Raw genomic sequence first — 24379 nt, 5'->3', positions numbered from 1 at the left:
AAGAAGAGATCATGCGGCTTAGCACAAAAAACCCGCCGCCATGCGAAAAAAAATGGTGCAACTGGACAGCCATGCGAAAACCGGCCGAAATCAGTTTTGGGTCAGGGCTGCCTGTTCATCAATCAGCCAGCCCTGATACATCTTGACCCCGAGTGTCTGACCGATCTTGATCGCGCCCTCATGATCACAGCGTGAAAAGACAATCTTGTTGATATCAAGCTCGCGCAATGCCTTGACGCAATCATCATCCTGCAACAGAGCGACGTGCTCCCGGAACAGGTGAATTTTGATGATTTCGGTATTCAGCTTGTTAAGGCGGACATAAGGCAGCAAATCCATGGTCATGCCATCAACCGCGACGCCGAAACCGAGTTTGTGCAGCTTGGCAATCCCCTCGACCGCACGGGCAATGTCCTGAAATATTTCTGCCCGGTGAATCTCGAACACCAGATTCTCCCGCTCCTTGATCTGCAGGTTCTGGGCAAACATATCGAACAGCTGGTCGAAAACCGTATCGAGCGCCACATTGACGCTGACTTTGTGGGTGATCTTGGTCTTGGCAATCAGCAGGTAATGCAGCAGCCGTTCATCGAGCAAACGGCAAAGCTGGTTGAACAGCGGATCGGAGGGCCGGATTTCCACATCGGGAAACAGCTTGCGCTTGAGGTCGGCGAGGCTGACAAACCGCTCCTCGAACACCGGCCACCAGCCGGTATTGCCCCGGTTGATGAAAATATCCTGCTTTTTCAGAAACGGTCGAATGTCACAACGTGCAATGCGATATTCAATACGGCTGAGCATGGCAGCGTTGAGTGGACCATCCAGATCTGCATCCGGCTCCACCTCGTCATCAACCAGAACCGCCGGCAGCTTGGCGAGATTGCCGCCCTGCAGATACTGGTTGGTATGCTCGCGGAACTCCGGATACTTCTCCGGAATCTCGAACTGGTCGATCAGTTTGCGGACCTTTTTCTCCGGCACATCGGGATCGCGCAGGATCGACGTGGCAATCTCGTCAATCAGCGTCTTGGGCTGATCAATCATGTCGAGACGCAGGATAATCACCGCATCGCCATTGCTCATGCGGAAATACTGGCCACGATAGCGGTTCGCCATCTCTGAGATCAGGCTCTGCTGCAACCGGATCAGGCGTGAATTCCCACGCAGCTGGGTGAAGGCCGCAAGCTGCACGGTAACCGCCAGATATTTGTACGGGGTTCTGATCAGGCGACGGCAAAATGCCATCAGTTCTTCTTCTGAACTCATCCGGCGTTCCTGCCAGCGATGCAACGGGCCCATTGCGGAGAATACCAGGGCCTGTGCGGGTTATTATTTATATGCGGCAACCATAACATAAAAAATCCCTGATAACGACCTAACTGCACGTCTGCGGGACAGGCGGCATCAGGCGATATTCCGATGCAACACCTGACGCTACTCGTCGGCATCCGGCACAGTGATTTTCGGCTGTTGCTGGGTGATACAATGGATACCGCCACCGCCACGAATGATATCGAGGGCAGGTACCTGAACAATCTCATGCTCCGGGAACACGCTGTTCATTACTCTCGCCGCCTCGGCATCCGTGTTCTGGTTGAAGCTCGGCATGACAATCGCAGCATTGTCACCCTGCCCGGCGATGTAGAAATTGATGTATCCGGCAGGCAGGCGTCGCCCCTTCTCATAGATCGGTTTCGGTTGTGGCATCAGGATAATTTCCAGCTCACGTCCCTTGGCATCCTCGGCCTTCTGCAGGCGTGACAGGGCATCCTGACCGAGCGTGAAGTTCGGGTCTTTCTCGTCCGAGGGCATGTTGAGCAATACCTTGCCCGGTGCCGCGAAACAGGCGAAATTGTCCACATGGCCACCGGTTTCATCTTCCTCGAAACCGTCATTCAGCCAGATAATCTTCTCGGTACCGGTGTAATCCTTGAGCAGCTTGGCGATGTGATCGCGGCTCATGCCCGGATTGCGGTTCTCATTGACGATGCAGCTCTCGACCGCCAGCAGCGTGCCCTCACCATCGGTATGGATGGCACCACCCTCGGTCACCAGCGGCGCATCAAACAGTGACCAACCGAAGCGTTCGGCAAGGGTCAGTACCAACTGCGCATCACGGGCATATTCATCGCCCAGCAATCCGCCCCAGCCATTAAAAGTCCAGTCGACCGCCGCCTGACGGCCATCGGGATGCACGACAAAGGTGGGACCGGTATCACGGGTCCAGCTGTCATCGAGGTCGACCGGCAGAATGTCGATGCTGTTACCACAGGCCATGGAGGCATCGGCCACATCTTCCTGACGACACAGCATGGTCACCGGCTCAAACCGCGCGATCGCCTTGGCCACCTCGGCATAAGCTTCACGCCCTGCCTCGATGTCGCCATCGCTGAGCGCCCAGGTCTCCTCGCGGCATGGCCAGGCCATGAAACAACGCTCATGAGGGGCCCATTCGGGCGGCATTACGAAACCGGCAGCACGGGGGGTGCCGCTGAGCACGTCTCGATCAGTCATGGTTATTCCGTGAACGGTTGATGGGGCTGGCCATCGGTGCTTTTGAACCGCACCTGTCTGTCTGGCTCTTTTGTCGTCACCAGCAGCCTAACCGCAGTTGCTGGCAGACGCAAGACAGGGCGCAAGACGGGGCGCAAGAGGGGGCCACCATGGCCCCGTCTCACATTGGTTTGAAGATCGCATCGGCATCGGACCTAGAGATAGCCCATGTCTTTGGCCGTTGCGTCGATGGCGCGTTTGGCGCGGCCGACCATTTCGTCGATTTCCGCCTCAGTGATCGTGAAGACCGGCGAGAGCACCATGGTATCGCGCACTGCCCGCATGATCAGGTCATTGGCGAAGCAATGGTCACGACACTTCATGCCGACCTTGTCCTTGTCATCTAAGAAGGTGCGCTTTTCCCGGTCCTTGACCAACTCTACCGCCGCCAGCATGCCGATGGAACGGACCTCGCCCACCATCGGATGATCAGCAAAGGCCTCGTTCAGCCGCTTGTTCAGATAGGGGCCGGTCACATCGCGGATGCGTTCGACCAGACCTTCCTTCTCGATGATGTCGATATTGGCGAGGGCCACGGCACAGGCAACCGGATGACCGGAATAGGTGAAGCCGTGATAGAACTCGCCGCCTTTCTCAATGAACATTTCGGCCACACGATCACCAACCATCACCGCTGACAGCGGCAGGTAGCCGGAGGTGATAGCCTTGGCCTGGGTCATGAAGTCAGGCTTGATGTCGTATTTGTCAGAAGCGAACCAATGACCGGTCCGACCGAAACCGGTAATCACCTCATCGGCGATCAGCAGGATATCCCGCTCCTTGCAGATGCGGTTGATTTCCGGCCAATAGGTCTCCGGCGGAATGATCATGCCACCGGCACCCTGGATCGGCTCGGCGATAAAGGCGGCAACCTTGTCCTCGCCCAGCTCGTCAATCCGCTTCTCCAGCGCCTTGGCAGCGTGCAGGCCGAATTCCTCCGGCATCATGTCGCCGCCCTTGCCGTACCAGTATGGTGGTAGGATGTGATCGACACCGGGCAACGGCAGGTCGCCCTGACTGTGCATGTGCTTCATACCGCAGAGTGAGGTCGCCGCCACGGTGGAGCCGTGATAGCCGTACTCACGGCCGATGATGATCTTCTTCTCCGGTTTACCGGCGAGGTTCCAGTAATGGCGGACCATACGGAAGATGGTGTCATTGGCCTCTGACCCGGATGAGGCATAGAACACATGGTTCAGCCCCTCGGGTGTCAGGTCGACCAGACGCTTCGACAGCTCGATCGACGGTACCGTCGCGGTCTTGAAGAAGGTGTTGTAATAGGCCAGATCCATCATCTGCTTGTGTGCCACATCGGCCAGTTCCTTGCGGCCATAACCAACCGCAACACACCAGAGACCGGCCATACCATCGAGGATTTTGGCACCATTGATATCATGGAGCCATGTGCCCTCTGCCTTTTCGATGATGCGTGAACCGCCCTCGGCTGCCAACGCTTTGTAATCGGTGAAGGGGTGCATGTGGTGGGCAGTATCAAGCGCACGCAGCGCAGCACCGTGATCATTGGTGCCATGGCGGGCATCGGGCATGTCTGCCGGTGGAAATGTCATGTTCGAGATGCGAGTCATAAGTCCCGTACTCCTGTTCTGATTTGATTTTTGTAAATAGTCGGGGGTGTCGGCGCCGGATCGGGGATCGACGGCACCGGCTTGAAAACGCAGCCAGTATCAGGCCTTTGGCGATTGCGGCGGGTTGTAGCCAATACGCGCGCAGAGCAGCATGAGTTCATGCTTGCGGGTCAGGAGCGCGGGTACTGTAACAATCAGATGGACCATGCCCGGAATGGTATGCTTGGAACATGACGTGACCAAGGAAAACTTGGCCGAACTGGCCGAAAATTGCGGTTTCGGTTAGGATAGTTTTAGGAATGCTCATCAACAGGGAAGATTCTGACCATGAATACCTGCTCACAATGCGGCGGCGCACGTTCGGTACAATGCAATCAGTGCCACGGCTCCGGACAGGGGCAGCCTGTCCCCTCCGGGAATCCCGGTCAACCGGCCATGCCTGTGCCCTGCCATGGCTGCGGTGGCAGTGGCCGGATGCCCTGCTATAGCTGCTAGACCAGTCTCAGCACCCTGACGCACCCGACAGCATTGCTGCCCTCACCATTTTGTCGGTGCTATAGGTCTTTCGGTTTCAGATCCCGCACCCTATATGGGGTGAATGTTACCGATCTCCGTTCTCGACCTTTCCCCGATTGCCGATGGCAGTGATGCCGGACAGTCCTTGCGCAACACCCTCGATCTGGCGCGCCACGCAGAGCGTCTGGGGTATCACCGCTACTGGCTGGCCGAACATCACAACATGCCCGGCATCGCCAGTGCCGCCACCGCCGTTGTTATCGGACAGGTGGCCGCTGCCACCTCGACCATCCGGGTCGGCGCAGGCGGCATCATGCTGCCCAACCATGCCCCGCTGGTAATTGCCGAGCAGTTCGGCACCCTCGAGGCGTTGTTCCCCGGTCGCATCGACCTCGGGCTGGGCCGGGCACCCGGCTCGGATCAGGTGACGGCGCAGGCTCTCCGCCGCACGCTCGCAGGCAGCGCCGACAGCTTTCCCAATGATGTGCAGGAATTGCAGGCCTATCTGATGCCCGCCGTGCCACAGCAAGTGGTACAGGCCGTGCCCGGTGCCGGGTCTGAAGTGCCATTATGGATACTGGGCTCCAGCCTGTTCGGCGCGCAACTGGCAGCGCATCTGGGCCTGCCCTACGCCTTTGCCTCGCATTTCGCGCCGGGTGAGATGGAACGGGCGATCACTATCTATCGTGACCGTTTCGAGCCATCGGCACAGCTAGACGAGCCGTATGTCATGCTCGGCCTGAATGTCTTTGCCGCCGATAGCGAGGATGAAGCCGAACTGCTGTTCAGCTCATTGCAGCAGGCCTTCGTCAATCTGCGCAGTGGTCGTCCGGGCAAACTGCCGCGTCCGGTGGAAAATTACAGTCAGCAGATACCACCGGCCATGCAGGGCATGATCCAGCAGGCACTGGCCTGCTCGGCAGTCGGTACGCCGGAGATGATCAGAGCAGGGGTTGAAAGGTTCATCGAACACTATCAGCCCGATGAACTGATCATCACGGCACAGATCCATGACCATACCGCCCGTCTGCGCTCCTTCGAGCTGACGGCAGAAGCACTTGGGCTGGCCTTGGAGCAAGCTGCCTGATGTCAGGTATTAGTGATGACCACCGGGACGATCGGTCAGGGTAATACCGACCGTATATTCCGTGGTCAGCGTACCCTTGTCCGTCACATGGCCGACAGATGCCCGCTTCGCCACATGAAAAGCCGGGCGCAGATCGGGATCAACCGGGTATTCGAGCGTGATTTTCGGCTGGCGGCGCTCGAACAGCAGGGTCACATAGCCATCGCTGCCATGAAACACCACCGACTTCAGCCGCTCCGGCACCGGCTCCTCCAGATAGAGAACGATCTGGTTCTTCTCGGTAATCGCGAGATCAACGATCAAGTCAGACTGTGTCATGGCATCAGACTTTCATCGCAGGCTTTTTCGGTTCAGCTGCAGAACTCTGCTCTTTCATCTCTTTTCCCGGCAGGGCCTGTTCTTCCTGCTTGTGGAAATGGTGCTTCATGATCAGCTGGCCGTTTTCATCCTTGACCCATTTGGTCGTGGCTCGTGGTTTTTTTCTGCCTAGACGGACGGCATTCAGCCGAGCGGTACGCAGGGCAATGCGGTCCTGCTCGGCCTGCTTGCGCTCCTGTTCCTCATGACGTTTGTCGAGATAATGCCGTGTGGCCTGGATCAGGCTGACGCCCGATGTTCCGGCGACAATGCTGTAGACCGAGGTCTTGGCAATATCGAACATGTATTTCGCTTCCGGCAGCTTATCGAGTTCCACATCCATGCCAGTGCTGATAGCGAGATAACCATACAGCCCGGTAAGACCGGCCAGCACTGAAGGCTTGTGCAACAGGTCATTGATGACAGAGACAGTTTTCTGAACTGCCGGATTTTGTGCGGCCCGAACGGTCATGCGTGCCAGGCGGCTGGTGATACCGCGTTTACGATCACCATTGAGCTGCTGCAGGCGAACACCGTCACTATGCTGGCCGGCAATGCCATGTTCTGCATCGTCACCGGCATGGTGCCCAGCTTCATGGCCCTGATCATGCCCGTGCCCATGACCATTGTCGTTATGAGCCAACATCTTGATCACCGACATAGCAACAGAGGCCGTGCTCGGAATATCTGCCAGCAGCATTTTCGGCGCCGAGAGCAGGGCAACCGTAGTGTATGAACGTCGACGATGAGTCTGTTGCTGCATCGCGTCGATTACCTTGGTGTCGGTGGCCCCGGCAGTGGCCAGCAACATGGAGTGAATGACACTGCGGCCACGCTTGGGACGCGACAGTTGCTGGACATAGACCCGAATACTCTCTTCCGACTGATCCAGATCAATGTCGTCGAGCGCAAAATCGCGATCTATATCAATATGCGGAATGCGTTTTCCGGCAGGTCTTGGCCCGTCGGTGCTGGTTTTTGGGTCGCTGGCGGGTTTTGCCCCGGTTTCAGTGGCCTGTTTGCTGTGCCGCGGATCATCGTTGGCGATGATTTTACCAGTGTCCGCGTTACTTGCTTGAACGGCGTGCGGTCGATTGTCTGATCGATCGTAGTCGTCGGATGGTTCAAAATGTTCCATCCCCCGATACTCCTCAGAGGCGAATGTAGTCAGCACATTTATTGCGCTGCAATATCAATCTGGCACCCGTTGTAAGAAAGCGCAAACGCCAAAAACCGGGAGTTTGCAGAAATGTGACATTTCTGATTTCATCATGAAACTGGAAATGGGCCATATGACGCAGAAACATACGGCAATGACCCTGATTACTATTTTTTACGTTTCTTGCTGTTATCGCCCAGCACAAATTTGTTATTGGGCAAATGAATTTCAAAGAACCCAAAAGCGGCATCGACAAAAACGACTCATTTAAAGTTCTATAATAAAACCTTAAATACTCCCAGCAGCAAGTGAGTGAGACTCTCCGCAGTGCCGACGACAGACATCATGCGATGCGCTTAGGCTCCGTGCCAGTTCATTGGACCACAAGGCATGAAGGAGCCGATCCATGAAAGCACGCATTACCGCTACCGAGACCGTTCCCACACATGATGGCGCAAGCCTCGACTGTCATGTCTGGCAATCCCAGACCGGACGCATTCACAATGCACTCCTCATGCTGGCCGACAGTAATAACGATGACGGCTGGGCCAGCGCACTGGTGCATCAACTGGATATGCCCAATGCCGTCGCCATGGCACCGGTACTCCATGAGATCGAACTGGCCGACAGCCCGACTATCATTCAGGCGCTGATTGACCATATCTGCAGCCGCCACGATCTGAGCCCGGCGGATATCCTGCTGATCGGCAAGGGTTCCGGGGCCAGCCGGGCAGCGCTGTTTGCCCATGACTGCGCCCCGCTGCTGCGCGGCATGATCCTCGACACCCCGCGTTTTGCCAGCCTTGGCTTTGCCGAACGCCGGACCATGCACCGGGTTGTCGCCGATGCCACCGCCATCATCACGCCGACACTGATATTAAGCGCCAACCACAGATTTGACCGCGATCACGGCGCGCAACAACGCCTCCATGACCAGTTCGGTAGCCTGTTGAAAGATATCGCCCCGGCTGCTGAGGCACTGGTTCTGCCAACCATTCGTGGCTTTATCGCCCGCTGTTTTGCCACCGCCCGCCCGGTGATCCCGAACCTGCTCGATGCCGATCGGCATGGCCATACGGCAGCGGAATTCGAGCGACTGAGCCAACCGCCTGGCCCATGGTCACCGCGCGGCCTCTATTGGCGCGGTGTCCGCAGCGGTCTGAAGCTGGCGGGCCGGTTCTCCGACGGCATCCGCCTTGGTCACGAGGTCGGCTTCGACAGCGGTGCCATGCTCGACTATGTCTACCGCAACGAGGCAAAGGGCATGGGCCCGATCGGCCGGATGATCGACCGCAATTATATCGATGCCATCGGCTGGCAGGGCATTCGACAGCGCAAGCTGAACCTTGAGGCCATGCTGCTCGAGGCCAACCGACGCCTCAGCGATACCGGAGAGGATATCCGCCTGCTCGATATTGCCGCCGGTCATGGCCGTTATATTCTCGATGCCGTCAACCAATTTGACCAGCGCCCGTCACGGGTACAGCTGCGCGATTTCGATGCCCATAACGTCGCCGATGGTCGGGTGCTGATCCGCGACAAGGCTCTCGCCGACATTGCCGGTTTCGAGCGCGGCGATGCCTTTGACGCTGAGGCGCTGGCAAGCCTCAACAGTCCTGATAGTCTGGCGACCCTGTCAGTCGTCTCGGGCCTTTACGAATTGTTCCCCGAGAACGAACCGGTGCAGCGCTCGCTGGCCGGACTGGCCGAGGCGACAGCAAGCGGCGGCTATCTTGTCTATACCGGCCAGCCATGGCATCCACAGCTTGAGTTCATCGCCCGCGCCCTGACCAGCCACCGTGACGGTCAGGCATGGACCATGCGCCGCCGGACACAGGCGGAGATGGACCAGTTCGTCACCGCCGCCGGTTTCGAAAAAGTGACCCAGCGTGTCGACCCGTGGGGCATCTTCACGGTGTCACTGGCAGTCAGGCGGTGATAGTTTCGGGCTTTGCGAACGAACACCAACACCGCTTGCCCCAATGACACCCGATGATTTCAACAGTTTCTGCGCCGCCCTGCCTGCCACCACCCATGTGGTGCAATGGGGCGGTGCGGATGTGTGGAAGGTTGGCGGCAAGGTTTTTGCCATCGCCTGGTTCGGTCGCGACTATCGCAACTGGCCGAATGGCAAGCCGCCAGCGGATATGATGATCAAACAGGGCGATCCGACACCGGAGAACGGGCATTTCACCTTCAAGGTCTCGGACCTGTCCTATGAGATCATGAGCGAACAGCCCGGATTGCGCCCGGCCCCGTACCTCGCCTCTCGCGGCATGAAGTGGATCCAGCATCATGCGGCACCGGGACTGAACGATGACGAATTACGGGACTATATCCGGATGAGTCACAGGCTGGTCGCCGCCGGGCTGACCAAAAAGAAACGGCTTGAGCTTGGCCTTGCCGAACCGGCGTAGCCTGCCGCCAGCCGCCCGTTCCAACTCCCGCCCCTCGGCGGTATCGCCCGCCCATATCTCGAGCGCTGTGGTGATGGCATAACCGGTCATCTGCGCCTCAATCGCATCAAGCGGCAACAGATCACCGGCAAGCCAGGCACCGGCTGCCGGTGGCGCATCCAGCAAGAGTGCGAGCGCTGCGGCAGTGGCCATAACCGGCACATAAGAGCCGTCATCATCAGCCGCAACCAGTGTCCAGCGAGCATGACGGGCAATACCGGCAGCATCCCGGCCATGCACATCAACCATCATCCCGCCGCGATCCCCGGTCACAAGTCGGGTCAGGCCGCGCGCTTTCTGTAACCATGGGACAAGCCGTGCCACATCGCCGAGCAGATGACGGTGACGCAGCCATGCCAGCGCCTCCATCCCCCGCTGTTCGACCGTCGCCTCAAGCCCGGCATGGAACCGGATAGAACCGGTGATGCTGTAACGTCGGTTGAGCAGGGCAGCATCGGCGGTTTCCACCAGTGCCACCCGCCGCCGTCCCAGCCCCGGCAGATCAATCTCATGCCCCTGCCGCCAACCGGTCTCGACATCGAGCGTGCCGTTTCGATAAACGGTAACCGGCTGTCCGGCATAGCTGAGCACGGCCTCGATAACGGATTGCCCGACCGCGCTTCTGCCCCCCGGTACGATGGCCATGTCAATATCGTCAATGCCCTGCCAGTCATCACAGATAGCGGCGATCACCGCGCCGGACAGGCCGGGCGTGGAGCTGGCTCCGGCAATGGCGAGCACCCCGGCGGCTTTCGCCAGACCATGCAGATGCTCGCGGTAGCCGGTGAGATAGGCCTCGGCATCCGCCAGATCGATGATATGGGCACGAGAGGCAATCGCAGCCTCCGCCAGCCGGTAATCCGCCGTCTGAAACGGCCCGGTGCAGTCGATGACCGCCCAAGGCTTCAGAGCGCCCAGTTGGGCCGCAAGATCGCCGCCGGTGTCAAAGGCAACGCCCTTTACCGGGATCGCAGCTGTTACCGCCAAGGCGGCAGCCAGATGCTGTGCCCGTGCCTCGTTCCGTGAAGTCACCACCAGATCGATACCGGTGAAGTCCCGGCACAGATGTTGCGCCAGCCTGCCACCGAAAACACCGGTCGCGCCCACCAGCAATACGGTCTTGCGTGTCCTAGTTGTCGTCATGGTCTTTGCTCCCGATACAGCCCGGCCTGATAGATCAGCTCACCGAACCATTTATGGGTCAGGGTCAGGGCGAAGAGGAAGGCACCGTCGCCGTCGCTTGCCGCCCGGTCCCGGTGTTCCACCAGCAGGGCACCGGGCTCAAGCCAGCGGGGCAGACGCAGCCGCCATGCGCCAATCCGCCAGTAATAACCGGCGCTGTGGAACAGCAAGGCGTCTTCTGTCGCCTCAACCCGCAGGGCCATGGCGAGGCCGAAGCCGAGATACTCCTCCAGCCCGGTCGGGCCGGTAAACTGCTTGGCAGAATGGATCACCTGCGGAAAGCCAGTACGGTTGGCATAGAGCCGGGTCCAGACCTGCCCGCCGCTCCGCACATCCTCGGTCACGGTCACGACAGACGGCACATCCACCGCCTGTTGCAGCGGCAGCGGTGCGCCGAAGGGGCGGAGCAGATTGGCCAGAACCCGCCCAGCCCGGCTGACCCGCATCTCCACCAGCCGCCCGACATAAATCGCCGTTGCGCCATCGGTCAGCCGTTTGGCAAAGCGTCGTCTGATGGCCGCTGGCAGGCCGTTCCAGTCATCGGCACCGAGCAGGGTGCGGAACCGCAGATCGCCCAACGCCGTGGGCCTGTCCTGTTCGGGATAAAGCCTGTTTTCCGGCGGCTGGTGCCGCTCTGTTCTGACATCAAGGGCCTGTCTCATATCGGCCTCCCTCCCCACCCGGGGCAGAGTGTCTGTCCGACGCCTATCGCCGAACCCTTACATTACAATCTGTAATTTCTGTCTTAACAGAAATTTAAGTCAGCACAGTTGGATTTGCAAGAAAATTTGCACCTGCAAACATCAATGGCGTGTAACGGCTCAGCCCTGATCGTTCAGATAGGTGCGGGCGGTGGCGATCATAGCCTTCAGCGCGTCTTCGCCCATGGTGTTGAGGCGTGGCTCACCGAGATGGGCATTGATCCGCATCCGCAGGATCGCGGCATCGGCGCGCGCCAGATCACTCATGCCGTGAATGCCCAGCATTTCGACAAACCCGACCATGGCCGGGCCGACATTATCGATGCCGAGCAGCGCCTCGCGCTCCCGCTCGGGGAAAGGCTGGATCGTTGATGCGGACATGGGAACCTTACCGGGAATATGACGATGACAAAGGCCGGGCACATAGGCCGGGCGCGATCATAGGTCAGAAGCCCACCCGGTTCCAGAGCGATGCCTAGACCAGATGCCGGGCGGCGACCGCCCGCACCTTTCGGCTGAGAGGCTCCAATGCCGGTGCGGCGAGACGGCTGACATGCCAGAACAACGGCACGTCATGGGGCTCAGACGGTGACAGGGAGATAAGCCGCCCTGCCGCCACATGCGCACGGACCAGCGGCTCGGGGTTCATGCCCCAGCCAAGCCCGGCCAAGGCCGCATCAACAAAGCCATGGGTCGAGGGCAGCCAGTGGGTCGGTAATACCATGCGCTGCCCGGTCAGCCGTTCCGCCCAGTTTGCCTGTAGCCGGTCCTTGATGTTGAAGGTCATGCAGGGTGCAACCGACAGTGCCTTTGCCGTCACCCCGTCAGCAAACCAGCGTTTGACGAAGGCGGGGCTGGCGGTTGCCATATAGCGGAGCGCACCAAGCGGCACGCAGTTGCACCCCTGTACCGCGCCCGGCTTGCCACTGATCGCCGCCGACACCTCACCGCGCGCCAGCAGTTCCGAGCTGTGATCCTGATCGTCGACTACCAGATCATAGAGCAGGCCGTCATCGGCACCGGCCAACGCCTCGACAAACCAAGTGGCAAGGCTGTCGGCATTGACCGCGATCCGTATCGTGACCGCCTCCCCCGCGCCTGCATTCTGTCCCAGATCCTGTGCCACCGCCTGTTCGAGCAGCGCCACCTGTTCGGCATGCTGGACCAGACGCTTGCCGGTCGGGGTCGGGTAGCAGGGCTGGGCCCGCACCACCAGCACCGACCCCATCCGTTCCTCCAGCAGCTTGATCCGCTGGGAAATCGCAGAGGCGGTGACGCCAAGCTGTTGTGCCGCCTTGTCGAAGCTGCCGGTATGCACCACGGCGGCAAGGGCGGCGATTGCCTGATAGTCATACATGGTTGCACCCCGCGTGATGGCGCATCATTAGTTTTTCTAAATTATACTTATTTATCATAATTTTTCTAATTCATGGCGCTCTGCTAGTCAAAGCCGGTGGCCCGACTACAGACAGACACAAACAGCATCAGATCATGTCCAACGCCCTCATCGCCGGTTTTCTGCTCAGCTTCAGCCTGATCCTCGCCATTGGTGCCCAGAACGCCTTTGTGCTGCGGCAGGGCCTGCGGCGGGAGCATGTGCTGGCTGTGGTCTTTGCCTGCGCGCTGTCGGATGCCGTGCTGATTGCTGCCGGGGTGGCGGGGTTCTCGACACTGGTTACCGGCAATTCGTGGATCGAGCCGGTTTTCCGCTATGGCGGCGCGGCGTTCCTGATTGTCTATGGGCTGCGCAGTTTCTGGTCAGCCTGGCGCAACCGGGGGGAAGCGCTGAACCCGGCAGAGGACGCTCCGGCGCGGCTCGGGCGCGTGCTGGTGACCACGCTGGCGCTGACCTGGCTCAACCCGCATGTCTATCTCGACACGCTGGTGCTGATCGGCTTGATCTCCACCCAATATGACAGTGAGGCGCTCTGGTTCGGCCTCGGCGCGGTCAGCGCATCCTTTGTGTTCTTTTTCTCGCTCGGTTATGGCGCAAGGCTGCTGCGCCCGTTCTTTGCCAAACCATCGGCATGGCGGGTTCTGGACGTGCTCGTCGGTGTGGTGATGCTGGGAATTGCCGCGGGCTTATTGCTCGAAACCGGCTAACTAACAGACGCAAGAATCCCATCTAAATGATAATGATTCTTACTTTCATAAGCATGGTGCATGGTACTGGCTGATCTGATCAGCAGGAACACCAAGCATGTATGTATGCAACTGTACGGGCATCGGCGAAAAGCGCCTAGAAGAGATTATTGACGATGAAGGTGCCCGCACCGTTGGTCAGGTATTCAAAACCCATGGCCAGAAGCCCCAATGCGGGCAATGCACCTGCGAAATCCGGGATATCCTTGAAGATGGCGCCAAATCCGGCAAGCCGACCAAGGAAGGCCTTGCCGAATGGCGCAAGCGCAAGATGAATGGCGGCCCGCGCTGCAAATCCAAGGACAAGGGCGCGGCCAACGACAAAACCGGTGATGAACCACCCCGCCTGCGCCGCGCCATGTAGGCTAGCGCACCCGGTCCGACCGGATCAGACGTTGAGCAACAGGAACTCCCGCTCCCAGCTGCTGATCACCTGCTGATAGGCATCATACTCACCATATTTCACCTGCTCCAAAGCATCGACGAAGCGTTCGCCGAACAGCTCACGCAGCGGCTTTGACTGGCGCAGCTTATTGAGCGCATCGAACTGGTGACGCGGTAGCGAGAAGGCGAGACGATAGGCGGAGCCGGTTACCGGATCGGTCGGTTGCAGCTTCTGGGTCATGCCGAGATAACCACAGCCGAGCGATGCCGCGATGGCCAGATACGGGTTGGCGTCAGCACCGGCAACCCGGTTCTCGACCCGGCGCGATGCCGGACCGGAGAGCGGTACGCGGAAGCCGGTTGTCCGGTTGTCATGGCCCCAATGCACATTGATCGGCGCATCGCTGTCCGGCCGCAAGCGGCGATAGGAGTTCACGTTGGGCGCAAACATCGGCATGGCGGCGGGCAGGAATTTCTGCAACCCCGCGATATGCGCGAGGAACAGGCGACTGCTCTTACCCGTAGCGGTGGAGAAGACATTCTCCCCGGTTTCGGTACTGACCACCGACTGGTGCATATGCATTGCCGATCCCGGCTGACCCTGCATCGGCTTGGCCATAAAGGTGGCATAGACGTCGTGGCTGATCGCGACCTGACGAACCGTGCGCTTGAACATGAACACCTGATCGGCCAGCGACAACGGATCACCGTGATTGAAGTTGATCTCGATCTGCGCCGCACCGACCTCATGGTTCATGGTATCAGCATCAATGCCCTGCTTCTCGCAGTAGTCGTAAACATCCTCGAAGATCGGATCGAATTCGTTGAGCGCATCGATCCCGAAGGCCTGCGCGCCGAATTCCTGTCGGCCCGAGCGGCCTACAGGCGGCTCCAGCGGATAGTCCGGGTCCTTGTTCTTGGCGACCAGATAGAATTCCAGTTCGGGCGCCACAACGCAGCGCCATTTCCGCTTGGTGTACTGCTCAACAATCCGGCGCAGGATATAGCGCGAGGAGATATCCACCGGCTTGCCGTCACGATAGAAGCAGTCACAAATCACCTGTGCCGTCGGTTCCTTGTACCAGGGCACGATGCGGATCGTGGCGGGGTCAGGCTGGAGGTAAACATCGATATAGGTGCGATCGGTGATCGACTCCCCTTCCGGATATACCCCGTTGACCATGGAGACGAAGACCGCTTCCGGCAGGCGCAAACCGTTGGTACCGAGGGCTGTCAGGAACTTTTCTGCCGGCAGAACCTTGCCGCGGGCAACGCCCGACATATCGGGAATGAGGCACTCAACCTCGGTAATCCCGTGGCCGCGCACGAAATCAATCAGGCTCTGCTTATCGTGAGCGGGCATATCAAAAGGCATAGAACACATCTTGGCTGTTTCAGAAGCCTGTATGATGCTGCTTTACAGGGCGGCCTACAACTGCCAACCATTGCTGCCTACAAAAATATCTGCGGATCAAACCGCACCAACCACGCTTTGCCACAGATCACGCCCGGAGCGATGAGCCATGGCAGCCAAGAAAGTCGATCGCACATATCATGCTCATGACCGATAAAACCGCAGAAAACCCCTATATCGACTTCCTGAACGAGCACCCGGAGCTGGTCGAGAATGATGGCCTTGTCGATGTGCTGATGCCGGATATGAACGGTGTGATGCGTGGCAAGAAAATGCCGGTTGCCGACCTGCCGAAACTGGCCAAGGACGTGTTTTCCCTGCCCGGCTCGATGTATGCGCTCGATGTTACCGGTGAAAATGTGAAGGGAACCGGTCTGGTCTGGCGCGATGGCGATGCCGACCGCATCTGCAATGGTCTGCCGCACACCATCAGCCTCGTGCCATGGGCGTCCAAGCCAACGGCACAGGTGATGATCACCATGCGCGACAAGGATGACAGCCCGATGGAGGTCGAGCCGCGCAATACCCTCGCCCGGATTGTCGACCGGTTTAACGAGAACGGCCATTACCCGGTTGTGGCGATTGAACTGGAGTTCTTCCTGCTTGATCCGAACTGGCGGATGACCGGCGATCCGCTCGGCCCTGTTGCGCCGATGAGTGGCGACCGGTTGAGCACGACCCAATGCTATTCCCTTGATGACCTTGGCCAGTTCGAGCCGGTGATCGACGATATCTATGCCGCCGCCCGGCTGCAGGATATTCCGGCCACCACGGCGATTGCCGAATACGGCCCCGGCCAGTTCGAGATCAATTTCAACCATGTGAAAGACCCGCTGAAAGCGGCAGATCAGGCAATCCTGTTCAAACGTCTGGTCAAAGGCGTGGCCGAGGCCCACGGGTTTGAAGCCACCTTCATGGCCAAGATTTCACCCGACCTGTCCGGCAACGGCATGCATATCCATTGCAGTGTCGAGGACGCAGACGGCAATAATATCTTCGACGATATCGACAGCGAACACCGGACGCCGGAATTCCTGAACGCGGTCGGCGGTCTCTGCGCCACCATGGAAGACGCCATGGCGATCTTCGCCCCCCATGGCAATTCCTATCGCCGCTTTATCCCCGGCTCCTACGCGCCGATGGCACCCCATTGGGGCTATAACAACCGGACCGTGGCGATGCGGGTACCGCTCGGCGCGCGCCGGGTCGAACACCGGGTCGCCGGGGCCGATGCCAACCCCTATCTGGTGCTGGCCGCCGTCCTCGCCGGTATCCATCACGGCATGACCCATGACATCGAGCCGCCAACCCCGATCAGCGGCAATGCCTATGAGCGCCTCGACAGCAACCGCCCGCCGAACTGGGCCAATGCGCTCGACACCTTCCATGAGAGCGAGTTCATCCGCACCTATTTCGGTGAGCGTTTCGTGAAGACCTTCCTCGCCATCAAACGCAACGAAATAGCCCGCTACATCAGCGCCGTGCCACCAATCGATTACGACTGGTACCTGCGAACGACGTGACGGCCTTACCGGCAGATGCCATAGGGCCCCATGTCGAGGTGGAAGTGGTCGGCATGGGCGGCGTTATAGTCCGGGCCGAGGACGCTGCGGAACAGGTCGCAGGCGCCGTCGCGAAGATCGCGCAGAAACGCGCCTTTCGCGCCCTCATCATCCCAATCATTCAGCACCGAGATTTGTGTGCCGTCCTCTAGCGTCAGCCCGGCAATGTCAATGGCATTGGCGGTTGCGTGCTGACTGCGCCGTGACGACCCCGCAATGTTGCGACAGGCAAAGATGCCGTAATGCTGAATGCGGGCGACCGGCTGGCCGAAATGACGTTCGGCAGCGGGCTTGACCACCGCATTCTCCCAGATCATCAGCGCCGCAACCATGGGACAGGTACCGCGCACTGGTGCTGAATAGGGATACAGGCTCTGGTTCAGAGACACCTGTTCGGTGAGGCTGCATTGGCCAGCCTCCCGATCACCAATGGCAACATAATCGATCTCGGAGCGCGCCAATGCCGCCTGACACCCGTCAAAATCGCCCTTGAGCATCGACAGTTTGGACCCGGTGAACAGCCCGGGTTCAGCGCGCAGGTCAATCGGCTTCCATGGGATATTGGCATTCCGGATCATGCCGTTTTCCGCCATGTACCAGAACGTCCCGGCGGCAGAGACGATAATCAGACAAAGAACAAGTAATATACGCATGACCAATCAACGCATCGGATGGGTTTGCGTTGCGTGCGCTTAAACTGCAGCCTTGATCCAACGGTGAACGAAGGCCAGTTTCCGCCGGGTTACGGCGCTCATGACAAAGGGGTAGACATCATACAGCCCCATCGCCCGGTTGACGTGGTTCAAAGCAATACCGAGGGACGCCGCGACACTCAGTAACGGCTCGGGCGTAGCCGCATCATAGGGATCGAAATCAGCAAGGATCGTATTGCCGTTATCGTCCTTGGTGGTCCATGAGAGCCCCGACGCTTGTGCGCTGTCAACAATATCAACCAGATGCAGAAAATGGGCAAAGGTCTCGGCCCAATCCTCATGGGGATGGGCGCTGGCATAATGGGTCAGGAACTCATGTTGACGCTCCGATGGCTCCTGGCGCGCATAATGGCGTTCGAGCGCAGCGGCATAATCCTGCTGCTCGTCCCCGAACAGATCCCGAAACTCCTCGGCAAAGCCGGGGACGGCAACCAGTCGCATATGGATATAGTGACCGAGTTCATGGCGGAAATGACCGATCATGGTCCGCAAGCGTTCATCCAGTGACTGCCGCCGGGACTCCCGGATTGCGTGATCGGCTTCGACCACATTGATGACAATCCGGCCTTCTGCATGGCCCATCATCACCTGTACCTCACCACCTGCTGTCGCCTCGCTGATCAGTTCGAAGACCGGGTCGGCGTGATTGTCCTGTGGGCCGAATATCCCGTAGCGCATGAGATTGGCCATGACCCAGCGTTTGGCCTGCTCCGCCTCGGCCCAGAGCTCCCGGTTCTTTGACACGGTGAGATCGGGAATGGTCTCCGTCGTGCGGCATGACCGGCATTGTGCATAGCCGTCATCAGCACGCCAGTTGCAGTCGATCTGTTCCCGGTTTTCACATGGGTTGACCGTATTCAGGTCAACAAATCCGCCAAGTGCCGGATCATAGGCCACCGCCTGACCACATGAGCACCCAAGATTGCGGAAATAGATCGTGCCACCGCAACCGGGACATTTAAACAGCTTCATGCTCTGATACAGCCCGTCATGACGCCGAGGCGGTCTCGATCGCAGCCACGGTCTTGATCCGGTCGATCATGGAGAAAAAGCCGTTGCGACGGTTGGCGCTCAGATGTTCCTCGAGCTGCAGCTGCCGGAATGCATCTTCCACATCGACAGCCAGCACCTGCGCCGGCGTCTTGTCGGAATAGAGCACCATCAGAACGGCAATAAGCCCCTTGACGATATGGGCGTCGCTGTCAGCCTGCAGATGGATCACGCGCTCGCCATCAATCTCACGCATTTCATGGATCATCCAGACCTGACTCATACAGCCGCGCACCTTGTTCTCGTCGGTATAGGCGGCCTCGGGCAGCGGCTCCAGCTCGCGGCCCAGATCGATGATGAATTTGTATCGCTCTTCCCAGTCGTCGAGAAATTCAAGGGTTTCGACCAGATCATTGAAATCTTCGGGCAGCGCCATGACGGGTACTCTGACAGTATGGAATAACAGGATATATTTAGCCCTTGCCGGGCGTTCTCATCTTGCAAGCTAGCGAGATCGCTGCCAAGGACAAGGGCAAGTTTTGGTTTTCCTGCCGCCAGATCGGCAAACAGGGTTTCGATCATGCATAACTACCGCAATGAAGGGCACGAGCATCCGGCATCATGGTATGCGGCCTCGGCAACGCTCGACCAGCCACGCCCGCCGATACTGGCCGACCGGACCTGCGATGTCTGTATTGTTGGCGCGGGCTATACCGGGTTATCTGCCGCCATCGACCTTGCGGCCAAGGGCTATGACGTGCTGGTGGTCGAGGCCAACCGGGTCGGTTGGGGAGCCTCGGGCCGCAATGGCGGGCAGGTGGTGCGCGGCTTCACCAAGGGACAGGACCAGATCGCGGGCTGGGTCGGCAAGGAAGACGCCGACCGGCTCTGGAACCTGTCGGTTGATGCCATGGACCTGCTGCGTGAGCGGATCGACAGCCACAACATCGATTGCGACCTCACCTGGGGCTATATTCATGCCGCAGAGAAGGAATCCCACCTCACCGATTGCCGCGAGACCTTCGAGGAATGGAGCCGGTATGGCGTCGAGGACATTTATGTCATGCGCCCGGATCAGATCAGGGAGCGGGTCGCCAGCCCGCGCTATATCGGCGGCTTCTATGATCCCGGCAGCGGCCATCTGCATCCGCTGAAGTATGCCCTCGGCCTTGCCCGTGCGGCGGAAACTGCCGGTGCGACCATCGCCGAGCATTCACAGGTCCTGACCCTTGAGGATTATGACAAGCCCGGCCCGGTAAAGGTGAAGCTGGCAACCGGTGCCACGGTGACGGCGAAGCATGTGCTGCTCGCGGGCAATGCCTATCTCAAAGGGGTGGCACAGGAGATCGAGGGCTATGTCATGCCGGTCGGCACCCATATTGTCGCCACCGAAACCCTCGACGAGAACATGGCCCGGTCGCTGATCCCGGATAACGAGGCAGTCTGCGACCTGTTCTTCGTGCTCAACTATTATCGTCGGTCACCGGACAACCGGCTGCTGTTCGGCGGGCGGGTGAGCTATTCCGGCTATGATCTGCCCGATGTGAGCAAGCATACCGCCGACAAGATGCGCCATGTGTTCCCGCAGTTGAAGGATACCGAAATTGAATACAGCTGGGGCGGCTATGTCGGCATCACAATCAAGCGGGTGCCGCATCTCGGCAAGATCGGCCCCAATACCTTTTTCGCCCATGGCTTCTCCGGTCACGGTGTTGTGTTGACCGGTATGGCCGGGCGCGTGATGGCCGAGGCGATTGCCGGTACCGCTGAACGTTTCGACCTGATGGCCAAAGTGCCGCATGCCAAATTCCCCGGCGGCCGCCTGTTCCGCACCCCGGCACTGGTACTGGCAATGACCTGGTATCGCATGCGGGATTTGCTTTGACCGACAGATCGCCGTAAAACAGGCCGCTCGTCAGCACGACACTTCCTTCCTGTCCTATTCTGGAACATATCGACCAATGACCACCGACCAAAACGTCCGTATCGAAACCGACAGCATGGGCGAACTGCCCGTTCCAACCGACCGTTATTACGGTGCCCAGACCGCCCGCTCCCTGATCAATTTCAAGATCGGTGGCGAGACCATGCCGGCCCCGCTGGTACGTGCCCTCGGTATCGTCAAGAAAGCAGCAGCCCAGACCAATATGGAACTGGGTGCGATGGACAAGAAGATCGGCAATGCGATCACCGAGGCCGCTGAAGAAGTCATCGACGGCAGCCTGCTCGATCACTTCCCGCTGGTGGTCTGGCAGACCGGCTCCGGCACCCAGTCGAACATGAATACCAACGAGGTCATCGCCAACCGGGCGATTGAGCTGCTCGGCGGCGAGCTTGGCTCCAAGGACCCGGTGCACCCGAACGACCATGTGAATATGGGTCAGTCCTCGAATGACACCTTCCCCACCGCCATGCACATTGCAGCGGTCGAGCAGGTGCATCACGAACTGATCCCGGCCCTGCAACGCCTGCATGCTGCCCTCGACAGCAAGGCGAAGGATTTCGCCGATATCATCAAGATCGGCCGCACCCACCTGCAGGATGCCACCCCGCTGACCCTCGGTCAGGAATTCTCCGGCTATGCCCGGCAGATCGAGAACGGCATCGTGCGCATTCGTGGCTGCATGCCACACCTGCTCGAACTGGCGCAGGGCGGCACCGCTGTCGGCACCGGCATTAACTCCAAACGCGGTTTCGCCGAAGGCTTCGCCGCTGCGGTTGCCGAGATCACGGCACTGCCATTCGTTACCGCACCGAACAAGTTCGAGGCACTGGCCGCCCATGACGCGCTGGTCGAGGCATCGGGCGCGCTCAACGTACTGGCTGTCTCGCTGATGAAAATCGCCAATGATATGCGCCTGCTCGGCTCCGGCCCACGCTGCGGTATCGGCGAGATTTCCCTGCCTGCCAATGAGCCGGGCTCCTCCATCATGCCGGGCAAGGTGAACCCGACCCAGTGTGAGGCGATGACCATGGTTTGCGCTCAGGTGATGGGCAACCACACCACTGTCACCGTCGCCGGTTCCAACGGCCATTTCGAACTCAACGTGTTCAAGCCGGTCATCATCTTCAACGTGCTGCAGTCGATCCGCCTGATCGCCGATGCCTGCAACAGCTTCACCGATAACTGCGTTGTCGGCATCACCGCCAATGAAGAACGGATCGGCAAGCTGATGCGCGAGAGCCTGATGCTGGTTACCGCCCTCAACCCGCATATCGGCTACGACAATGCCGCCAAGGTCGCGAAAAAGGCGTTCGAGGACAACTCGACCCTTGAGGAATCGGCTGTCGCCCTCGGCCTGATGACCGCCGAGGAGTTCAACGCGGCGATCAAACCGGAGGAAATGATCGGTCCAAGGGACTGATTTTCCAGCCCTGCCAGATAAATTTTCAGGCGGCAAAACCGCCCGTTTCTACCGCGCTGCAGCATCATAACATTGATGTTGCAGCGTTTTCTTTTTGATTAACCGAATCCTCAGGTTTCCCGGCTAATTTGCCTAAAATTGAGTCATTTGTCATTGGACGAAATCTCGGCCATATTATGACAAAAGCAGCGTATTTGATTTTAAATACACCTGCATTTTCCGGAAATACCGGAGACTGCAGATTTGGCACATGGGGCAAGAATTTTGGATGCAGTCGTAACAGCATCTGGTCAGCAAACCGAGGGAATGGCGGCAACCGCGCCATTGTCCGATGCGCGTGGCGTGAAGATTACCCAGCAGCAGCTTGAAGCGCTGATTGCAGCGCATCAGCATTTTCTGGCCAATCGTGCCGATGCGCCCCGGCTTGACCTGTGCGGACGCACTGTCACCGGCCTCGACTTCTCGCACCACAACCTGACACTCAGCGATTTTTCCCGTGCCGATCTCAGCGGCAGCAACTTCCGGGGCTGCGACATGGCCAACGCCAACCTGTTTGGCGCTGCCATGATCGACAGCAACTTCGCCAGCGCCAATCTGATCAACAGCGACCTGCGCGGCGTGGGCCTGCAGAACGCCGATCTGCGCAGTGCCAATCTGCGCGGTGCCGATCTGCGGCAGGGCATGGTCGAGGACGAGCACGGCAACCGCCACTTCGTCGGCAGCAATCTGCGCTTTGCCGATCTGCGCGGTGCCAACCTCACCGACATTCTCGCCCATGGTGCCGACCTTTCGGCCAGCGACCTGTCCAATGCCCGGCTGAATAATGCCGAGTTGAACGACTGCAACCTGCGCGCCGCCAATCTCGAGAACAGCGACCTGACCGGCACCAATCTCAGCGGCTCTAACCTGCAGGGCGTCGATCTGACCGGGGCCATCCTCGACCGCACCGACCTGACCGGGGCCGATCTGACTGCCGCGATCATGGAAGGGGCACGTATCCGCCGCACCGATCTGACCAGGGCACGGCAATCCGAGCAGCTGGTCGATATCGAAGCCGATCTGCGCTCGATTCTGCATGAGCACCAGCGCTGGATCGAAAGCCTTGGCCGTGTCGGTCGCCGGGCCGATCTCGCCCGCCATGACCTGACCGAAATCGGCCTCAATGGCGCGGAACTGTCCGCTGCCATCATGACCCTGTGCCTGCTGAAATCCGGGCGTCTCGACCGGGCCAATCTGGCCATGGCCGATCTCAGTTCCTCCAACGCACCGGAGATGAGCGCGATCAGCGCCGATCTGCGCGGCACCGTGTTCTCAGAAGCCAATCTGCGCCGCGCCCGGTTCGACCGTGCCGATTGCTCACCGCTGCAGGTAAAACGACCAGAAGGCACCCTGACCTGCGAGGCGGATTTCGCCGGTGCCAACCTGTCTGATGCCAGCTTCGCCCATGCCGATCTGCAGGGCGTCAACTTCGCCGGTACGATCCTGCGTCGCGCCAATCTGCAGGATGCCGACCTGACCGGTGCCAATCTGCGCGGGGCCGACCTCACCGGCGCGCTGTTTGATGGCATCCGTCTAGACGGGGCCGATACCACCGGTGCCATCGGCATCCCGGACGCCTATCTCGACTGATCGCTCCACGAAATTGACGGTTCAGTACTTCCCAGCATCCGGGTAGCGGGTTACTCTGGTTCGCATCCCGTGAACCGCAACAGCCTGTCACCATGCCCGGCAATCCGATCCGTAAACGCTCTGTCCGCCTGTTCGGCCATCTGACCTCGATCAGCATCGAGGAACCGTTCTGGCGCGAATTGCAGGCAATCGCCGCCGCGCGCAACATCACCATGACCGGCCTGATCGAACAGATCGACGCCGAGCGGGCGGAGAGCGAAGACCCGGAAGCCACCGGCAACCTCTCCAGTGCCCTGCGCCTCTATGTGCTGGCGCAGCTGCTGCGTGAACGCGATGAGCGGGACAGCAATCAGGACAATATGACAAGCATGGAGGCAAGCCATGGGTGATGTGGTCAACCTGCGCCAATTCAAGAAGCAAAAGGATCGGGCGGAGAAAGAGAAAACCGCCGAGGCCAACCGCCGCGACCATGGCCGAACCAAGGCCGAGAAGCAGAAGACGGAAGCGCTGCGCAAGATCGAGCAGGACCGCATCGACGGGCACAAGCTCGGCACGGATGAAACCAACAGCGATACCTAGACCG

The 24379-nt window shown here is 59.3% G+C and carries 23 protein-coding genes and 1 pseudogene; 11 read left to right on the top strand and 13 right to left on the bottom strand.

The window, feature by feature from the left end:
* Positions 1-90 precede the first annotated feature (90 nt).
* The 3 genes from CBB62_04235 to CBB62_04225 form a co-directional block, all read right to left on the bottom strand.
* Positions 91-1299 carry a hypothetical protein gene (locus CBB62_04235; GenBank protein ID OUT41548.1) on the bottom strand — a complete coding sequence of 403 codons (1209 nt, stop codon included), beginning with the start codon at positions 1297-1299 and terminating at the stop codon, positions 91-93.
* Positions 1300-1434: 135 nt separating this feature from the next.
* Positions 1435-2514 carry a hypothetical protein gene (locus tag CBB62_04230; protein OUT41547.1) on the bottom strand — a complete coding sequence of 360 codons (1080 nt, stop codon included), beginning with the start codon at positions 2512-2514 and terminating at the stop codon, positions 1435-1437.
* A 194-nt stretch (positions 2515-2708) separates the two neighbouring features.
* Complete coding sequence (locus CBB62_04225) at positions 2709-4100, bottom strand: aspartate aminotransferase family protein (protein OUT42640.1); 1392 nt, start codon at positions 4098-4100, stop codon at positions 2709-2711.
* A 637-nt stretch (positions 4101-4737) separates the two neighbouring features.
* Between CBB62_04225 and CBB62_04220 the strand changes: the two genes are divergently transcribed.
* Positions 4738-5742 (top strand): alkane 1-monooxygenase, encoded by a 1005-nt coding sequence (locus tag CBB62_04220; GenBank protein OUT41546.1) that lies wholly within the window; start codon positions 4738-4740, stop codon positions 5740-5742.
* 9 nt (positions 5743-5751) lie between these two features.
* Here CBB62_04220 and CBB62_04215 read toward each other — a convergent pair whose 3' ends face one another.
* Together CBB62_04215 and CBB62_04210 are read right to left on the bottom strand one after the other, a co-directional pair.
* The gene (locus CBB62_04215) at positions 5752-6060 is read right to left on the bottom strand and encodes a hypothetical protein (protein OUT41545.1); all 309 of its coding nucleotides are present in this window, start codon (positions 6058-6060) and stop codon (positions 5752-5754) included.
* Between the two features lie 4 nt (positions 6061-6064).
* Positions 6065-7237 (bottom strand): hypothetical protein, encoded by a 1173-nt coding sequence (locus CBB62_04210; protein OUT41544.1) that lies wholly within the window; start codon positions 7235-7237, stop codon positions 6065-6067.
* A 427-nt stretch (positions 7238-7664) separates the two neighbouring features.
* On the opposite strand from CBB62_04210, the gene CBB62_04205 reads away from it, so the two are divergent.
* Together CBB62_04205 and CBB62_04200 are read left to right on the top strand one after the other, a co-directional pair.
* On the top strand, positions 7665-9197 hold the full coding sequence (locus CBB62_04205) for a hypothetical protein (GenBank protein ID OUT41543.1): 1533 nt from the start codon (positions 7665-7667) through the stop codon (positions 9195-9197).
* A gap of 43 nt (positions 9198-9240) precedes the next feature.
* Positions 9241-9675, top strand: a complete 435-nt coding sequence (locus CBB62_04200) for a hypothetical protein (protein ID OUT41542.1) — start codon at positions 9241-9243, stop codon at positions 9673-9675.
* Here the strand turns inward: CBB62_04200 and CBB62_04195 are convergent.
* The 4 genes from CBB62_04195 to CBB62_04180 all read right to left on the bottom strand — a co-directional run bounded on the left by CBB62_04195 (position 9583) and on the right by CBB62_04180 (position 12954).
* Complete coding sequence (locus CBB62_04195) at positions 9583-10857, bottom strand: hypothetical protein (GenBank protein OUT41541.1); 1275 nt, start codon at positions 10855-10857, stop codon at positions 9583-9585. The two genes, CBB62_04200 and CBB62_04195, sit on opposite strands and share 93 nt — an antisense overlap.
* Positions 10854-11558, bottom strand: coding sequence for a hypothetical protein (locus tag CBB62_04190; GenBank protein ID OUT41540.1), 705 nt, complete (start codon positions 11556-11558; stop codon positions 10854-10856). Before CBB62_04190 ends, CBB62_04195 begins: the two co-directional genes overlap by 4 nt.
* 159 nt (positions 11559-11717) lie before the next feature.
* On the bottom strand, positions 11718-11978 hold the full coding sequence (locus CBB62_04185) for a hypothetical protein (GenBank protein ID OUT41539.1): 261 nt from the start codon (positions 11976-11978) through the stop codon (positions 11718-11720).
* 94 nt (positions 11979-12072) lie between these two features.
* Positions 12073-12954 (bottom strand): ArgP/LysG family DNA-binding transcriptional regulator, encoded by an 882-nt coding sequence (locus CBB62_04180; protein OUT41538.1) that lies wholly within the window; start codon positions 12952-12954, stop codon positions 12073-12075.
* Between the two features lie 134 nt (positions 12955-13088).
* Between CBB62_04180 and CBB62_04175 the strand changes: the two genes are divergently transcribed.
* Entirely contained in the window at positions 13089-13700 is a 612-nt protein-coding gene (locus CBB62_04175; protein ID OUT41537.1) for an amino acid transporter, read from the top strand.
* A gap of 97 nt (positions 13701-13797) precedes the next feature.
* The gene (locus CBB62_04170) at positions 13798-14103 is read left to right on the top strand and encodes a hypothetical protein (GenBank protein ID OUT41536.1); all 306 of its coding nucleotides are present in this window, start codon (positions 13798-13800) and stop codon (positions 14101-14103) included.
* A 24-nt stretch (positions 14104-14127) separates the two neighbouring features.
* On the opposite strand, the gene CBB62_04165 is transcribed toward CBB62_04170, so the two are convergent.
* On the bottom strand, positions 14128-15486 hold the full coding sequence (locus CBB62_04165) for a glutamine synthetase (GenBank protein ID OUT42639.1): 1359 nt from the start codon (positions 15484-15486) through the stop codon (positions 14128-14130).
* Positions 15487-15677: 191 nt separating this feature from the next.
* On the opposite strand from CBB62_04165, the gene CBB62_04160 reads away from it, so the two are divergent.
* Entirely contained in the window at positions 15678-17060 is a 1383-nt protein-coding gene (locus CBB62_04160; protein OUT41535.1) for a hypothetical protein, read from the top strand.
* Positions 17061-17065: 5 nt separating this feature from the next.
* Here the strand turns inward: CBB62_04160 and CBB62_04155 are convergent.
* The 3 genes and pseudogenes from CBB62_04155 to CBB62_04145 all read right to left on the bottom strand — a co-directional run bounded on the left by CBB62_04155 (position 17066) and on the right by CBB62_04145 (position 19238).
* Positions 17066-17767 (bottom strand): annotated as a pseudogene (locus CBB62_04155) (hypothetical protein).
* A 24-nt stretch (positions 17768-17791) separates the two neighbouring features.
* The gene (locus CBB62_04150) at positions 17792-18784 is read right to left on the bottom strand and encodes a hypothetical protein (protein ID OUT41534.1); all 993 of its coding nucleotides are present in this window, start codon (positions 18782-18784) and stop codon (positions 17792-17794) included.
* A 16-nt stretch (positions 18785-18800) separates the two neighbouring features.
* Entirely contained in the window at positions 18801-19238 is a 438-nt protein-coding gene (locus CBB62_04145; protein OUT41533.1) for a cysteine desufuration protein SufE, read from the bottom strand.
* A gap of 144 nt (positions 19239-19382) precedes the next feature.
* On the opposite strand from CBB62_04145, the gene CBB62_04140 reads away from it, so the two are divergent.
* From CBB62_04140 to CBB62_04120, 5 genes are all read left to right on the top strand, one after another.
* The gene (locus CBB62_04140; protein ID OUT41532.1) at positions 19383-20687 is read left to right on the top strand and encodes an FAD-dependent oxidoreductase; all 1305 of its coding nucleotides are present in this window, start codon (positions 19383-19385) and stop codon (positions 20685-20687) included.
* A gap of 76 nt (positions 20688-20763) precedes the next feature.
* The gene (locus tag CBB62_04135; GenBank protein ID OUT41531.1) at positions 20764-22167 is read left to right on the top strand and encodes a fumarate hydratase, class II; all 1404 of its coding nucleotides are present in this window, start codon (positions 20764-20766) and stop codon (positions 22165-22167) included.
* A 306-nt stretch (positions 22168-22473) separates the two neighbouring features.
* On the top strand, positions 22474-23796 hold the full coding sequence (locus tag CBB62_04130) for a hypothetical protein (protein OUT41530.1): 1323 nt from the start codon (positions 22474-22476) through the stop codon (positions 23794-23796).
* Positions 23797-23888: 92 nt separating this feature from the next.
* Positions 23889-24185, top strand: coding sequence for a hypothetical protein (locus CBB62_04125; protein ID OUT41529.1), 297 nt, complete (start codon positions 23889-23891; stop codon positions 24183-24185).
* Positions 24178-24375, top strand: coding sequence for a hypothetical protein (locus tag CBB62_04120; protein ID OUT41528.1), 198 nt, complete (start codon positions 24178-24180; stop codon positions 24373-24375). The genes CBB62_04125 and CBB62_04120 overlap by 8 nt, the downstream gene beginning before the upstream one ends.
* Positions 24376-24379 lie beyond the last annotated feature (4 nt).

Origin of the sequence: Micavibrio sp. TMED2 (assembly GCA_002168225.1) — a bacterium.
Classification (GTDB): Bacteria; Pseudomonadota; Alphaproteobacteria; order TMED2; family TMED2; genus TMED2.
Note: the sequence above shows the minus strand (reverse complement) of the source record. Positions and strands in the feature narration are given on the sequence as shown.

Bases quoted from the DNA above. Each gene is read 5' to 3' on its own strand.
- CBB62_04150 (OUT41534.1), bottom strand. From the start codon at position 18,784: ATGAAGCTGTTTAAATGTCCCGGTTGCGGTGGCACGATCTATTTCCGC.
- CBB62_04200 (OUT41542.1), top strand. From the start codon at position 9,241: ATGACACCCGATGATTTCAACAGTTTCTGCGCCGCCCTGCCTGCCACC.
- CBB62_04210 (OUT41544.1), bottom strand. From the start codon at position 7,237: ATGGAACATTTTGAACCATCCGACGACTACGATCGATCAGACAATCGA.
- CBB62_04160 (OUT41535.1), top strand. From the start codon at position 15,678: ATGCTCATGACCGATAAAACCGCAGAAAACCCCTATATCGACTTCCTG.
- CBB62_04185 (OUT41539.1), bottom strand. From the start codon at position 11,978: ATGTCCGCATCAACGATCCAGCCTTTCCCCGAGCGGGAGCGCGAGGCG.
- CBB62_04235 (OUT41548.1), bottom strand. From the start codon at position 1,299: ATGGGCCCGTTGCATCGCTGGCAGGAACGCCGGATGAGTTCAGAAGAA.
- CBB62_04135 (OUT41531.1), top strand. From the start codon at position 20,764: ATGACCACCGACCAAAACGTCCGTATCGAAACCGACAGCATGGGCGAA.
- CBB62_04140 (OUT41532.1), top strand. From the start codon at position 19,383: ATGCATAACTACCGCAATGAAGGGCACGAGCATCCGGCATCATGGTAT.
- CBB62_04120 (OUT41528.1), top strand. From the start codon at position 24,178: ATGGGTGATGTGGTCAACCTGCGCCAATTCAAGAAGCAAAAGGATCGG.
- CBB62_04195 (OUT41541.1), bottom strand. From the start codon at position 10,857: ATGACGACAACTAGGACACGCAAGACCGTATTGCTGGTGGGCGCGACC.
- CBB62_04225 (OUT42640.1), bottom strand. From the start codon at position 4,100: ATGCCCGATGCCCGCCATGGCACCAATGATCACGGTGCTGCGCTGCGT.
- CBB62_04165 (OUT42639.1), bottom strand. From the start codon at position 15,486: ATGCCCGCTCACGATAAGCAGAGCCTGATTGATTTCGTGCGCGGCCAC.
- CBB62_04130 (OUT41530.1), top strand. From the start codon at position 22,474: ATGGCGGCAACCGCGCCATTGTCCGATGCGCGTGGCGTGAAGATTACC.
- CBB62_04190 (OUT41540.1), bottom strand. From the start codon at position 11,558: ATGAGACAGGCCCTTGATGTCAGAACAGAGCGGCACCAGCCGCCGGAA.
- CBB62_04170 (OUT41536.1), top strand. From the start codon at position 13,798: ATGTATGTATGCAACTGTACGGGCATCGGCGAAAAGCGCCTAGAAGAG.
- CBB62_04205 (OUT41543.1), top strand. From the start codon at position 7,665: ATGAAAGCACGCATTACCGCTACCGAGACCGTTCCCACACATGATGGC.
- CBB62_04145 (OUT41533.1), bottom strand. From the start codon at position 19,238: ATGGCGCTGCCCGAAGATTTCAATGATCTGGTCGAAACCCTTGAATTT.
- CBB62_04125 (OUT41529.1), top strand. From the start codon at position 23,889: ATGCCCGGCAATCCGATCCGTAAACGCTCTGTCCGCCTGTTCGGCCAT.
- CBB62_04175 (OUT41537.1), top strand. From the start codon at position 13,089: ATGTCCAACGCCCTCATCGCCGGTTTTCTGCTCAGCTTCAGCCTGATC.
- CBB62_04230 (OUT41547.1), bottom strand. From the start codon at position 2,514: ATGACTGATCGAGACGTGCTCAGCGGCACCCCCCGTGCTGCCGGTTTC.
- CBB62_04220 (OUT41546.1), top strand. From the start codon at position 4,738: ATGTTACCGATCTCCGTTCTCGACCTTTCCCCGATTGCCGATGGCAGT.
- CBB62_04180 (OUT41538.1), bottom strand. From the start codon at position 12,954: ATGTATGACTATCAGGCAATCGCCGCCCTTGCCGCCGTGGTGCATACC.
- CBB62_04215 (OUT41545.1), bottom strand. From the start codon at position 6,060: ATGACACAGTCTGACTTGATCGTTGATCTCGCGATTACCGAGAAGAAC.